This window comes from Acidimicrobiia bacterium (genome assembly GCA_016650365.1).
GTDB lineage: Bacteria > Actinomycetota > Acidimicrobiia > Spongiisociales > JAENVV01 > JAENVV01.
This window is the reverse complement of sequence record JAENVV010000042.1, coordinates 1-13129: the sequence shown is the minus strand read 5'-3', so window position 1 is coordinate 13129 and position 13129 is coordinate 1. Positions and strand designations below refer to the sequence as shown.

13 protein-coding genes are annotated in these 13129 nt (G+C 60.0%); 6 read left to right on the top strand and 7 right to left on the bottom strand.

Annotation, left to right across the window (positions count from 1 at the left end):
• Position 1 precedes the first annotated feature (1 nt).
• Both JJE47_02705 and JJE47_02700 read right to left on the bottom strand, forming a co-directional pair.
• Entirely contained in the window at positions 2–1198 is a 1197-nt protein-coding gene (locus tag JJE47_02705; protein MBK5266318.1) for an ABC transporter permease, read from the bottom strand.
• A complete protein-coding gene (locus tag JJE47_02700; protein MBK5266317.1) occupies positions 1195–2076 on the bottom strand; it encodes an ATP-binding cassette domain-containing protein in 882 nt (293 codons plus the stop codon). The genes JJE47_02705 and JJE47_02700 overlap by 4 nt, the downstream gene beginning before the upstream one ends.
• Positions 2077–2184: 108 nt before the next feature.
• On the opposite strand from JJE47_02700, the gene JJE47_02695 reads away from it, so the two are divergent.
• From JJE47_02695 to JJE47_02675, 5 genes are all read left to right on the top strand, one after another.
• The gene (locus tag JJE47_02695) at positions 2185–3132 is read left to right on the top strand and encodes an SDR family NAD(P)-dependent oxidoreductase (GenBank protein MBK5266316.1); all 948 of its coding nucleotides are present in this window, start codon (positions 2185–2187) and stop codon (positions 3130–3132) included.
• Positions 3129–3689, top strand: a complete 561-nt coding sequence (locus tag JJE47_02690; protein MBK5266315.1) for a TetR/AcrR family transcriptional regulator — start codon at positions 3129–3131, stop codon at positions 3687–3689. Before JJE47_02695 ends, JJE47_02690 begins: the two co-directional genes overlap by 4 nt.
• A gap of 81 nt (positions 3690–3770) precedes the next feature.
• On the top strand, positions 3771–4742 hold the full coding sequence (locus tag JJE47_02685; protein ID MBK5266314.1) for an ATP-binding cassette domain-containing protein: 972 nt from the start codon (positions 3771–3773) through the stop codon (positions 4740–4742).
• Entirely contained in the window at positions 4739–5545 is an 807-nt protein-coding gene (locus tag JJE47_02680) for an ABC-2 family transporter protein (GenBank protein MBK5266313.1), read from the top strand. Before JJE47_02685 ends, JJE47_02680 begins: the two co-directional genes overlap by 4 nt.
• A complete protein-coding gene (locus JJE47_02675) occupies positions 5542–6327 on the top strand; it encodes an ABC-2 family transporter protein (GenBank protein MBK5266312.1) in 786 nt (261 codons plus the stop codon). Before JJE47_02680 ends, JJE47_02675 begins: the two co-directional genes overlap by 4 nt.
• 9 nt (positions 6328–6336) lie before the next feature.
• On the opposite strand, the gene JJE47_02670 is transcribed toward JJE47_02675, so the two are convergent.
• Together JJE47_02670 and JJE47_02665 are read right to left on the bottom strand one after the other, a co-directional pair.
• Positions 6337–6723 carry a hypothetical protein gene (locus JJE47_02670; protein MBK5266311.1) on the bottom strand — a complete coding sequence of 129 codons (387 nt, stop codon included), beginning with the start codon at positions 6721–6723 and terminating at the stop codon, positions 6337–6339.
• Positions 6724–6761: 38 nt separating this feature from the next.
• Positions 6762–7973 carry a DUF222 domain-containing protein gene (locus JJE47_02665; GenBank protein MBK5266310.1) on the bottom strand — a complete coding sequence of 404 codons (1212 nt, stop codon included), beginning with the start codon at positions 7971–7973 and terminating at the stop codon, positions 6762–6764.
• 129 nt (positions 7974–8102) lie between these two features.
• Between JJE47_02665 and JJE47_02660 the strand changes: the two genes are divergently transcribed.
• Positions 8103–9770 carry a hypothetical protein gene (locus tag JJE47_02660; protein ID MBK5266309.1) on the top strand — a complete coding sequence of 556 codons (1668 nt, stop codon included), beginning with the start codon at positions 8103–8105 and terminating at the stop codon, positions 9768–9770.
• Between the two features lie 33 nt (positions 9771–9803).
• Here JJE47_02660 and JJE47_02655 read toward each other — a convergent pair whose 3' ends face one another.
• The 3 genes from JJE47_02655 to JJE47_02645 all read right to left on the bottom strand — a co-directional run.
• The gene (locus JJE47_02655) at positions 9804–11156 is read right to left on the bottom strand and encodes a stress response protein (GenBank protein MBK5266308.1); all 1353 of its coding nucleotides are present in this window, start codon (positions 11154–11156) and stop codon (positions 9804–9806) included.
• A gap of 103 nt (positions 11157–11259) precedes the next feature.
• Positions 11260–12507, bottom strand: a complete 1248-nt coding sequence (locus tag JJE47_02650) for an RNA-directed DNA polymerase (GenBank protein MBK5266307.1) — start codon at positions 12505–12507, stop codon at positions 11260–11262.
• A 237-nt stretch (positions 12508–12744) separates the two neighbouring features.
• On the bottom strand, positions 12745–13129 hold a 385-nt coding region (locus JJE47_02645), incomplete at its 5' end, for a hypothetical protein (protein MBK5266306.1).

Here is a 13129-nt window from a genome sequence, read left to right as displayed (position 1 = left end):
TCTATTGGTGGTTGGCGCCCGACCAGGCTTGACGAAGTTTGAGTCGGGCACCGTATGAGAGGAGCGCTCCCCGGTAGATCCGCCCTGCCACCCGGATCATCAAGTACGCAGTGACGATCGTGAGTAGGGCAGCCACAACCATTTCCCACCAGGCGATGGCGTCGAGGGCATAGCGAACCGGAACCACGTATGGGGCGGTGAACGGTATGAAGGTAGCGATTTTGGCGGTGAGGCCGGACGGGTCGTTCAGCGTGACGATGGAGATCATGAACGAGCCGACCGCGGCGATCGTCACTGGCGTTGAGGCCGAAGAGGCATCTTCGGCGCGACTGACCAGAGCCCCGACGCCGGCGAACATCACCGAGTAGATAGCGAATCCGAGCACGAACCACAGGACCACCATCCCGGCTGAGTCGAGAGGGATCTCGCCAAGGTCGACACTCCCGGTGACCCGCGACAGAACGAGCCCGTAAATGATGGTCAGCCCGAACTGGAAAATCGCCAGTGTCCCGATTCCGGTGACCTTTCCGGTGAGGAGTTGCCAGGGCTCCATGGTCGAGACGAGGATCTCGACGACCCGGTTGGTCTTTTCCTCCGTGACCCCGGCCAGCGTCCACGTGCCATACATGAGAATGGCCATGTACATGAGCATGAGACCCGCATACGCGACGATCTCGCGGGTGGGGTCTTCAACATCGACTCCCGATAGGGTGCGAGCCTCGAGGGTGGTGCCGGTCAGCAGGTCGACAACCTGTTTTGGTGTCATGCCGGTGTCGACCACGAGTTGTTCGACCGCATTGGCGGCGGCCGCCTCCTGGAGCAGGCGCGAACCGTCGTTTGATGAGAAGCTGCCCTGGCCGAGGGTCACCAGTTCCTCGCCGTCTACCAGCAAGGCTTCGATTGTTGCGTCTTCGATGGCTGCCTCGGCAGCTGCCAGGTCGTCGAAAGCGGTGATGGCCAACTCGACGGAGTCGTCGGTCGCCGCCAGGAGTTGAACGGTGGCGATGATGGGTTCCGAGCCGTCGCCGACGTGGCCGATGGCAACTTTGTCAGGTCCGGGATTGATGAGTGGCGGGATCACAAAGATGGCGGTGACGATCAAGAGCGTGGCGGCGGTCCCGACCATGAAGACCTTGGATCGCGCCCGCTCGGTCACCTCGCGCCGCCACACGAGCGATATGGATTTCCAGGAGCTCATTGCACGGCCTCCCGGTATAGGTCGGTAAGCGACGGCGGCGAAAAGCTGAAGCTTTCGACGGGGGCGTCGATGGCGGCGAATACTGTGGCGGGGTCGATCCCAGCTTCGACGAGGACAACCACCCCCTGGTGGTTGCGCTCGACTGAGATTACGCCTGGGAGCGAATCAGTCCAGGCATCGTCGGCTCCTGGAGCAAAGACCTCGAGTCGCCGAACCCCGGAGGCCCGCTTGAGCTCGGAGAGTTCGCCGGTCAGCACGATCTTGCCGGCATTGATGACCGCGACGTCTTCGCACAAGTCCTCGACCAGGTCGAGCTGATGGCTTGAGAACACGACCGCAACGCCGGCGGCGGCCCGTTCTCGCAGGACGTCGGACATGACGTCGGCGGCGAGAGGGTCAAGGCCCGCAAATGGCTCGTCGAGTACCAGGAGACTGGGGTTGTGGACGAGGGCAGTCGCCAGTTGCACCCGCTGCTGGTTACCGTGGGACAACTGTTCGAGACGGTCAGATAGTCGTTCGCCGAGTCCAAGCCGTTCCAGCCAACTGATGGTGGCGGCCCGCGCTTCAGATCGACTTTGCCCATGGAGTTCACCGAAGTAGGAGACCTGGTCGGCAATGCGCATCTTGGGATAGAGTCCGCGTTGTTCGGGCATATATCCGAACGTGAGCAGGTCGGCCATTCCGATGGGTTGTGACTTCCACGACACCGAGCCCGAGTCGGGTTTGACGAGGCCGAACACGCATCTCATCGTTGTCGTTTTGCCGGCTCCGTTCGGGCCAACAAAGCCGAGCATCCTCCCGGGCTGGACTGTGAATGTGCAACCGGCGAGCGCCTGGACCGTGTTGTAGCGTTTGGTGAGATCCCTGAGTTCAAGCACCTCGACACCCTACCCCTTGGACGTTGGATCCCAACGTCCGGCAGAAGTTGATTACGAATGAATGTTCATTCATAATGAACGAACCTTCATTATCTACGAGGTGTATTCATGTCCTGGACCGCAACCAACATCCCTGATCAGACCGGCAAGGTAGCGGTCGTAACGGGTGGCAACGGTGGACTGGGACTTGAGACCGTCCGTGAACTGGCCCGAAAGGGCGCACATGTAGTGATCGCAGCTCGGAACCTGGATAAGGCTGCGTCAGCCGAAGCCGATGTGAAGGCTGGGATTCCCAACGCTTCGCTTGAGGTTCGCAAACTTGATCTCTCTTCGCTCGCTTCGATTGAGGAATTCGCCACGGGCGTCATTGCCGCGTATCCGGTCATCGATTTGCTCTTCAACAACGCCGGTGTCATGGCCACTCCCGAGTGGAAGACCGAAGACGGCTTCGAGATGCAGTTCGGAACAAACCACCTTGGCCACTTCGCGTTAACGGCCCGTCTGCTTCCCGCCCTTTTGGCAGCCCCTGAGGGCCGCATCGTCAATACGACCTCAACCGCCCGCTTTGGAGCAGGTGAATATGATCTTTCCAACCCTCACCATGAGGGGGTCTACGACTCATGGCGCGCCTACGGATACTCGAAGCTCGCCAACCTGCAGTTCACGCTCGAATTGAACAAGCGACTCGCCGCTGCTGGCGCAAACCTGAAGGTCTATGCAGCCGATCCCGGGTTCTCGGACACCGACCTTCAATCCACGAGCTCGACGAATACCGGTGGGGCAGGGCGAAGCCGCTTTTTTGAGAAGACGACTCCGCTGTTGGCTCAATCAGCGGCAAGAGGGTCCCTTCCACAGCTCCGTGGCGGGACTGATCCAACAGCTCCCGGTGGCACGCTGTATCGGCCCAAGTACTTAATGAGGGGGGTGCCGGTCGTCGGAAGAGTCGGCGAGAAGCTCCGGAAACCGGCCGATCTCGCCAAGTTGTGGGAAGTTTCCAAAGCGGACACCGGCATTGAGTTCGACGTGGCAAAGATGGTGGCCGAGGCGGCTGCGTGACGGCTACCCGGATCGACCGGGCCGCACTGGTCCGCCGGGCGTTGGTCGAGTTGGTCGCTGAACGAGGGTTCCGGGGAACGTCGATGGCGGCTGTGGCAGAGCGTGCCGGAGTGGCGACCGGTACGGCCTACGTGCATTACGGCTCCAAGGATGACCTTGTCCTGGCCGCCTACAAGGAACTGAAGCATGACATGGGCTTGGCCGGGTCGGCCGTGGAGTTGGCCGTCGACCCGGCCGCCCGTTTCCGGGAGCTGTGGTTGTCGTTCTACCGACACCTTGCGTCCGACCCGGTGCGAGCCCGGTTCCTGGCGCAGGTGGCAGCTTCGCCGCTTGCTGCGGCTGCGCATGACGCGGTGGATATCGACGAAGTCAGTGAACTGGTTCAGGTGGTCGGTTCCGATATGCTCGAGTTGTTCGTTGATCTGCCGATGAGCGTCGTATACGACTTGTCGATCGGCCCGATCGTCAGGCTCGTCAGCTCAGGCGAATTGCTGACGCCGGCTGATTTGGACTTGCTGGCGGCCGCATGTTGGCGCGCGGTCACCAGACCCGCCTAGGCGGCCAAACTAGGCAACTGCCGGCCGCTCTGAAGTAAATGCGGTGTCGCCCGCAAGGTCTGTCTGCCAGACTCAGTCGTCATGGCTGCCATCGAAGTGACCGATCTCTCCAAAACCTACAAGGTACCGGTGCGCGAGTCAGGGCTCCGTAACTCGGTCCGCAGCCTCTTCAAGCGGGAGTTCCGCGAAGTGTTGGCCGTCGATCAGGTGTCCTTTGAGGTACCGGACGGCCAGTTGATCGGGTTCCTCGGTCCCAATGGAGCCGGCAAGTCCACGACCTTAAAAATGTTGTCCGGGTTGTTGTACCCGACGTCAGGCCAGGCCCGGGTCCTCGGCTTCGATCCCCGACTGCGGGAGGAGGCCTATCGCCGTCGGATTGCCCTCGTGATGGGCAACCGTAACTCCCTGCAATGGGACTTGCCGGTGTCTGACAGTTTCGAGCTGCAACGAGCCATCTATCAAGTCCCCAAAGCCGACTTTGTGCGCCGTCGCGACGAGTTCGTCGAACTGCTTGACGTTGGTGACCTCATCACAAAGCCGATCCGCAATCTATCGCTGGGGGAGCGGATGAAGGTGGAAGTGATTGCATCGCTCCTCCATGCGCCCGAAGTGTTGTTCCTCGACGAGCCAACCCTCGGTCTTGATGTAACGATGCAGAAACGATTGCGCGGGTTCATCGCCAACTACCAGAAGGAATCCGGTGCCTCGATCATCCTGACGAGCCACTACATGGCTGATGTCGAAGCCCTGTGTGATCGCATCATCGTCATCCACGAAGGCACGATGCTGTACGACGGCGATATTGGCGGCCTCCGAAGCAAGTTCGTGTCTCATCGACTGATCTCGTTTGGTGGCAACGAGGTGTCCGACGAGATGGCCCGGCTATGCGACTCTGTCGAAGCGACGCCGGAACGGACCATGTTGAAGGTACCCAACGACAACGTGGCCGAGGTGGCGTCGTTGCTCTTGGCGCGGGGAGTGTATGACCTGAGCATCGAGAATGTACCGCTCGAGGACATCATCGACATGGCGTTCAACGCAGACGAATCATGAACCTGCGCGGTCTCATTTCGGTTGGCTGGGCGGAAGCCAAAGTTGGTCTGCTTCAGGAGATGCAGTTTCGCGTCGTGGGATTTCTCCAGCTGTTGGGGTTCCTGATCGAGCCGATCGTGTTGCTCATCGTATGGCGTACGGTCTCGCTTCAATCGGGGTCGATCGGCAACTACTCCTCGGACGAGATCGTCGCGTATTACGTCGTGTGGACGCTGGTGCGAGCTATGAACCTGGCGCTGACCCCGTATGTGTGGGAATGGTGGATTCAGTTCGGGCGGGTCTCACACATGCTTATGCATCCGACCAGCGTGTATTGGCGATCCACCATGAATTTCGTGGGAATGAAGTTCCTGTGGTTCACCATGTGGCTACCAATCGGAGCCACCTTGTTTCTCGTGTTTCATCCGAACATCGTCTTCACCTGGCGGACGTTCGTGTTCGGGTTTTTTGCATTATGGGGTGCCTACTTCGTTCGGGCCAGCTATCAGTTCCTCCTCGGACTGATCGGCTTCTGGACCACCCGGGTGGCGGCTCTGTTCGAGGTCGTCATTATGAGCGAGATCCTCCTGTCTGGCAGGCTGGTGCCGATGTCGGTGATGCCCGAATGGGTCCAGTCGATCTCTGATTTCTTACCCTTCAAGTGGACGTTCCAGTTTCCGATCGAAGTGATCATCGGTCGGCTGGCGCCGTCGGATGTGTTCATCGGTTGGATATTTCAAGCAGGATGGATCGTCGTGCTCGCGACCAGCATTGGTCTGGTTTGGAAAAGGGCCGTTCGCAGATATACGGCGGTCGGCTCATGAGAGTCATGCGCCTGAGCTGGTTGTTCATCAAACTGACCGCCCAATACGAGATGCAGTACCGGCTGAACTTTTTCGTCCAGCTGGTTCAATCCGCCCTCCAGATCCTTACCGGCATCGTGGCGATCCAGTTGGTCTTTTCATACACAACCAACCTCGGTGGTTGGACCAGGCCGGAACTGTTCGTCGTGCTCGGTGTGCACCTCGCTCTTGGCGGGGTCATGCGGGCAGTCATAAAGCCAAACATGGAGCAAACCATTCGAGAGGTCGACGAAGGCACCTTCGACCATCCGCTCGTCAAGCCGGTTGATTCACAGCTGCTGACCAGCCTGCGCACCTTCCGGGTGTGGCAGTTGACCGATGTGGCGCTAGGCACCGGCATCATCATTTGGGGTTTGAGCGAGTTCACCGGTGGCCTGTCCTTCATCGGATTGTTCGTCGGTGGTCTGCTCCTCGCCTGTGGGGCGACGTTGCTCTACAGCATGTGGCTCATCATGACGTCGTCGGCTTTCAAGCTGATCAAGATCGGTCGACTCGGCGAACTGGTCACGGGTAGTTATGAGGCGGGACGCTGGCCCGTCACCATCTATCCGATCGCCATGCGCCTGTCGCTGTCCTACATAATCCCGCTCGGGTTCGCAATCACCGTTCCGGCCCAAACCCTGGTTGATCGAATCTCGGGCAAAGATATCGCTCTGACGGTGGCGCTGACCGTGGCGTTCGCAGTCGTGTCACGTATTGCGTGGAAGGCCGGCATCAACAGCTACACGTCGGCGTCGTCCTAGCGAAATGCGTTATCCGAGTTCGAACGTGCCGGTCAGTTGGCCGTCTGCGATGTCGATGTGGAAGGACTTTGGCACCAGCGCGGCAATATCGGCAACGGCGAAATCGACCAGGTTCGGCTCCGATTCGCCATTTTCGGGGCGGCATAGTTCGTAGAGGACCGGGCGGACCGAGACATGAAGGTTCTCGGTGATTGGCCAGGACAAAAGATCTGGTGAGGTATCGCGGAACGTCAGTCGCTTGCGGATGAGACAACTGAACAGGATCTCGGCTTCGGCGACCAGCGGGACATCTCGATCGCGCAGGAATTCGGAAGCCTCGGATGACATAGTCACGGTGATCGATTTCCGGGCAATTTCGGCACTCATCGTTTCGACCGGAACTTTGGTTTTGAGCACGGATTCAGTATGGCGGATAGGTGGGGACGCTGCCTGCCCTATCCCGTATCGAGGAATTCGATGCGGCCGAGAGGTTGGCCGTTGGCTCGATAAAACCGCGGTTCGTGACCAGTGCCGCGCAATGTGAACTTGCCGGCGTGGATGAGTGAGTGGTGGTGGCGACAGAGCAGGATCATGTTGCCCGTCGAGGTCGGCCCGCCTTCCCACCAGGGGATGATGTGATGGGCATCGCACCACTGTGGTGGACGATCACATCCGGGGAAGGCGCAGTGCCGGTCCCTGGCGACTACCGCATCGCGCATGGGCTTCGTGACGAGGCGGAGTCGGCGCCCTACGTCGATGATTTCTGACTCCGGGCCGAACACAATCCGCCGGAAATCGGCGTCGCAGGCGAGTCGATCGACGGTGTACTTCTCGAGCACGTCCCGTCCGATCTCGGCCAGGCGAGGTGAGTCATCGCCGAGTGTTTCGGCGCCCACATGGACAAGCATCGTCGGGGTGGCGGGCCGCTCGCCGTCGGACACCACCAGATCGAACAGGGCGATAGCTCGACGTTGCGATGGCGTGGACGGTTCTCCTTCGATCGGCGCAGGGGTGGCGGCCTTGATCGCTTCGATAAGTTGAGCGCCTCGTTCCCGGTCGAGGAGGCCATCGAGCTTGACCATATCCTCAAAGGCTCGCGAGACATAGAGGTAAGAGGCGTTTCGCTGGTCTTCCAACGTCGGATACGACGGCTCGGGAGCCGCGGCCTGCTGCCAGTAGGCTGTTACCTTCCGGAGGTCGGCAACCCATTCCAGCGTTTCTGCGATGTCGCAGAGTTCCTTTTCGTCGGCCGCGAACTGGTCCGGGGCAGATTGTTTGGCGGAGATGAGCGTCCGCACTTGATCGCCGCTTAGCCGACCAAGTTCAGCGAGGTGGCGGGTCCGCGGCATCTCCTGAAGCGCCCTTACCTCGGTTACTTGCCGCATCGCTTGGCCACCGGTGGTGCGAAATCGGTGCTTCAGGTAGGCGGTCGTCGAGGTGTAGCCGTCGGTTTTGTACGACTGGCGCTCGTCGACGACGGCGAGGCGCCGCTGTGCCTGCGCATGGAAGAGGTCGCCAAGCATGCGGAGTTGTTCGTAGCTCAACGTGAGCTCGTCGTTGTTGAAGTCAACGACTACTTCGTCCTCGGCCCAGGCTAGAGCCGTGACGGCGATGGCAAGCACGTCATCGGTGCCTCCAGGGTCGCGGCCTTCATTAGTATCGAACATATGTTCGATTATGGCCTAAAGCTGTGTACTCGTCAAGGGGTCTGTATGGAGGATTCGTGATCACGATCTGTTCAGGGCCTCGTGCCTTTGATCGCCAATTCCGAAGGCAGTATCAGGTATGTTCAAGCCATGAAACAGGGGTCATTGGTGGCTGTTGCCACCGCCATTCTCGTGCTGGCGGGTGCCTGTACCGGGGGCAGCGCTCCGACAACGTCGACCATTCTCATCCCACAATCGTCGAGCACCTCGGCGCCTTCAACAACGAGCACCACTCCAACCCAGCGGGCGAACGATCCCACCGTGCCGCAGACCGACAGCAATCGGGCCTTCGTTGGTGCCTTGCCTGACGGAACGAGCTACACGGTGATCATTGAACCGAACCGCCCGAACGAGATGATCGGGGGAGTGACGGCGGTGATCGCCGCCGAGTTGGGCGACGTTTCGGCCTTCCTTGACGTGTCGGTAGAATCGGAGGCGGCCGGGACACCCTCATGGGAGGGTGATGCGTACCTGCTCCCGGTCGGTGATTGGACCGTGCGAATCTCGGGCGTGCCACCCGACGAGCGAGAGCTGCGCCAGGCAGTTGAAGCCGTCATCGGGCGGGAATCATCCGGCATGCCGATCCTGGACCTGGAGCCGCCGTTGCGATGGGCGACCGACATAGAGACTGAGACAGTCATGCAGGTTCAGTATTCGACGTTCTCGGTGCGCCGTGGTTGCCAAACGCTGGCGGCAACCTGTAGTGACAAGCACGCTGTTCAGCTGACCAATGTCGAGGCTTCTGACGATGACTTCTTGCTGCTTGAGTCGCGGGCGGCCAGGCCGACGACCGACGCCTGGTACGTCGATCCAGGGCCGCTCGTTCCGCGCGGTGGGCATCAAGTCATGTGGACCGGCGACGAGATGATCGTCTGGGGTGGATCGGTTGCTGATGCGCCGCCGAATTTAGTGGGTGGAGCGGCCTTTGCTCCAGACACTTCTACATGGCGATTGCTGCCGCCCGACCTGGTCGATACCCGCCAGCTGACCGCAGCAGTGTGGGCCGAGCATCGCATGGTTGTGGTGGGACAACTAGCCACGATGGCTTACGAGCCGGATCAGAATACATGGACAACCATCGGCGATGGAATCAATGTCGCCGGCGATTCGCACATCCATTGGACCGGTTCGATGGTGGCGATTTGGACTGCCGATGGGATCTCTACGCTCAGTCTCACTACCGGCGAGTGGAGCACGCTACCCGCTCCTGGATTCGGCGGGCCCGGACGGTGGGAGGGCAACCTTCTGTCAGCCAGCGGCGGGCTGATCGCAGTCGGTCTGGACACGCCGGTCTGCTCGGGACGCCTGGTCGCTAGATGGAATGGCGTCGAATGGGATCCGCTGCCCAAGGTCGATTTATCGACCGATACCTATGCGGATTGTGGGTTGGCCAATCAGTCGGCGGTGATCGACGGCCAGCTCATCTTGTGGGAGGATCGCGATCATCCAACGATGGCGTTCGATTTCGGGTCGGACGCGTGGAGCGAGATCGACCCGATTCCGCTGACCGGTGCCGAAGGTGCTTCAGGTGCGATCGACGTTGGGTCGGGCATCCTGGTGCCACAGTGGACTGATGCCGCCTGGCTTCCGAGCGTGGACGCCAGCTGGGTCATGCTCGACATGCCAGGGCAGGGCTCAGACCTCGATATGACTTGGACCGGCGACGAAGTCCTGATGTGGGGGTCCACATGCTGTTACGGCGCTGGCGACGCACCCTTCACTATTGATGCCTGGCGTTGGACCATGCTCGGTCCGTAACCCAAGCACGGGTCGAAACGGACCGGAGTGCGGTCATTCGCTTGTTGGCGGTGGGCTGACCCAATACCGTTCGTATAGAGAGGGCTCCTCCACGGCTGGCAGGCTTGTTGGGGGAGTCGGAGCTGGCCGGTCCTCTATCCGGGGTGCCTTTGGATGCCACTCCGTTATGTCCTGTAGAACCGTCGAGTAGAAGTCGGCGATCGCCTGCAACGTCGAGTCGATGAATCCGGGAGATTTGCCACCGGCTTTCCGACCTTGCCCCATTGAAATGCTCTTGGTGAGTCGGTACTTCGTGGGTGGGTTCTTGGTATCGGCGATATTCGCTCCGCGGTCGTCTCGAAGGGCCGCCAACGAGCAGGACTGTGGTTGACGGGCGTTCTTGCAGTAGGCGTCAATGATGAGCGAGTCTGGCGCATTGCTTAGCTGGTTGACCAACCACGTGTTTCGGCCTTTCGCTCCCCGGTCGGAAGGCGCAGTAATCGTGGTTTGGGCATGGATCTGACTCGCCCTCAGATCCGCAGTTACGGAAAGTGTTCCGGCAGTGTCGGGGATCTTTAACTCGGTTGCTGCGACACCTGAATCGCACACTGACGCTATCAGCGCCTTCAATCGTGATGCGGCATCCTTCTGGTTGCGAGGGTAGACAACATCCACATCTTCTCCCACTTTCGAGCCGAGCAGTAGAGCTGCGTAGCGCGCAAGTTGCTCAAAGTTGCCTGCGAACTCCGTTGCTTCAGAGTCCTTGTGACTAAGAGTGCCGAGGCGGGCCTTGTCTCGCGCCGTTGTCCAGCCGGGTCCCATGTCGTTGAAGGCGAGCGCCCCAGAACTTGGGTGTTCAAGATATCTGATGAGCTCTTCGAGGATCCAGGCTTGCTCCGGGTCAGCGACACCGCGGTGCTGTTTGATCTTGATGGCAGATGTCAAGATTGCGGTCCACGAGTAATGCGTTACTTGGACCGGGCTATTCGAACGCACCTTGAGACCATCCGTTGGGTGTTGACCCGGGACAGGGCTGAGCTCATTGCTAATCGTGATTACGTGGTCAAACTTTTGATCGCGGGCCAAGGCCCAGTAATCGTTGATTTGGTCGGCGTTCAGTCTCGTGGGACCGGTCTTGAACTCAACGAGAGCAGTCCAGACCGCTTTTCCAAATGACACTCGGATCAGGCCGTCCGGTCGGACTGGCTTTCCGGCGACCTTGAAGACGACTTCTGTGAAACACTCGACGTTCGCCTTTGCTGCCCGTGATGCGCCGAGCGGTGAAAGCAGCTCACTCGAGAGATCCCGGACGACCGTGAGCACCGCGAGGAGTGCCGAAGCGGCCCTCTGTTCCGCTTCCTTGTCGCTGCTGATTCCCGACACCGGGATGATTCGCGCTCGCTGCATCTCTACCATCTCCTTGTCAGACCGAGCATAGGTTATCGGTAGGTTGCGTCCGCTTCGTTAACCCGCCCTGCAATTCCGGTGAGCGTAACTGCGAGCAGGATGGCTACGCGGCTTCGAGTAATCGAGCGGTGGGTCCGAGTTCGGTGTCTGCGAGTTCGACTTGCCGGATCCATTTGCCCATTTTGCGATGACCACTCTGCTGTTCCAGGGTCATGGCAAAGGCACGCCTAGTGCCGAATTCGCCCTGTTCTTCGACTTGGTCGATCGCTCGTTCTGCCTTGAACGCTTGCGACTTCCCCCAGATGTATGCCGCCCAGACGCGTACAGGGCCTGCCCACCCGCCGCTCATGGTCGCGAGATCTAACAGTTTTGTTCCGGAGTCCCGGTCGATAGATATATTCGAGAGCGCCTGTAGCGCGAGCAGGACCCTATAGGCCTCGTCGGGGCTTGGGGTATCACATGCGATCTCCAGGAGCCAGCTCTCCACTTCTGAGCGGGTTTCGCGTCGACCGGCGAGGCGGGCGAGATTTGCCCGCCACTTAAAGGGCGCTATCCGTAGGAGCGAATCGTCGGTTACCAGTCGATCGAACGGTATTCGGCTTTCGTATGTTGTGAGAACTCCTAACGATCGCCGAAGTTCGGTTCTGCGCTGGACCGGATCCTCCAACGCGTACTCCCACAGCGCGAGAGCAGCTCGGAGTCCTTCCGGCCCAGGGTCGTTGAGTTGCTCACCAAAGTATTGGATCGCCGACCGTACAACTTCATTCTCGGCGTCGGCTCCCTCTAATACGCGTGATTTCTGCTCGTTTAGACGCAGCCCGAGATTATCCAGCCAGGACTCGTACGAATCTTTGATCGCTCGGAATTGTTCCTCGCTATCCACGAACAACCACGTGTCGTCGACCCATCGAATGAAGGGGACGCCCAGGTTTGCAAGACCTGTGTCCGTGGGGATCAGCAGGCCGTTTGCGAGGATCTGGCTCGCTTGCGGACCGACCGGCAACCCTTTGACTCCAGATACCTGGTCAAGATCGGACAACCATTGGACCTGCTGTTCGACACTCGACACGTCGCACCCAAGATCCGCTAAGACGTTGGACAGCGCGGCGGGCTTGACAGTTGGGTAAAAGTTGGCGATATCCATTGTCCCTAGATAGCGGTGCTCGTCGAGTAGGTCTAGCCCACGAGCGCGGCGTTGCCCCAGCGCCCCATAGATGGGCTGCAACATCCAAAGCGGGGGTCCCGAACTAATGCCGCAAGAAAAGACCGATTCTTTGTCGGTCGATCCGACGATGGGCTCCACCAATCGCCCGACTAGAGCGTGGTAGCTGATTTGGTCGAATGGATCCATCCATGCCATCGGTCGATACCCAGAAGCCTCTTTCGGCCACCGAAAGGTGTGAGCGCGCCCAGGCGATCGAGACTCGACGAATCGTTGTCGCGTCAACTCAACGGTGAGTGTTTCTTGAGCCTTTAAGTCACGCCATCTATATGGATCACTGAGAATCGCGTCGCCCTGGCGTCGACTTTCGGCTCGCAGTGAGCTGACTAACTCCTCCTCGGTTGGTATCCCGGCCACGACACGGGCCTAACTACACCCAGTCGTATCACCACACGTCAGGCAGACGTAGCACGAGCCGTTGCGGACGGTCATGTGGCCGCAGTTGGAGCAGACCGGGGCGTCGCCCATGTTCTCCGACAGGGCTACGTCGGCGACGTTGGCCTTGGTCATTGCCGGGCCATGGCGACCTGGGTCGCCTTCAGCCATCGGCGCGTGGGTGGCTCCTGCACTGCTGCCGACCGGGACCGGGCGGGGAGCGGACATGGCCACATCCGAGTCGGCGAAGGCGGCAGCTGACTGTACGGCATCCACATCACGTTCGGCGGCGGCGTCGGATAGGTCCAACTGGACTCCGGCGTCGACGGCCATACCGGTTGGCGGCTCTGGCAGGTCGCCGAGTTCACGATCCGGT

Coding starts and splice junctions, on each gene's coding strand:
- JJE47_02705 (MBK5266318.1), bottom strand. CDS start 1,198: ATGAGCTCCTGGAAATCCATATCGCTCGTGTGGCGGCGCGAGGTGACC.
- JJE47_02695 (MBK5266316.1), top strand. CDS start 2,185: ATGTCCTGGACCGCAACCAACATCCCTGATCAGACCGGCAAGGTAGCG.
- JJE47_02685 (MBK5266314.1), top strand. CDS start 3,771: ATGGCTGCCATCGAAGTGACCGATCTCTCCAAAACCTACAAGGTACCG.
- JJE47_02680 (MBK5266313.1), top strand. CDS start 4,739: ATGAACCTGCGCGGTCTCATTTCGGTTGGCTGGGCGGAAGCCAAAGTT.
- JJE47_02675 (MBK5266312.1), top strand. CDS start 5,542: ATGAGAGTCATGCGCCTGAGCTGGTTGTTCATCAAACTGACCGCCCAA.
- JJE47_02665 (MBK5266310.1), bottom strand. CDS start 7,973: ATGTTCGATACTAATGAAGGCCGCGACCCTGGAGGCACCGATGACGTG.
- JJE47_02660 (MBK5266309.1), top strand. CDS start 8,103: ATGAAACAGGGGTCATTGGTGGCTGTTGCCACCGCCATTCTCGTGCTG.
- JJE47_02655 (MBK5266308.1), bottom strand. CDS start 11,156: ATGCAGCGAGCGCGAATCATCCCGGTGTCGGGAATCAGCAGCGACAAG.
- JJE47_02650 (MBK5266307.1), bottom strand. CDS start 12,507: ATGGATCCATTCGACCAAATCAGCTACCACGCTCTAGTCGGGCGATTG.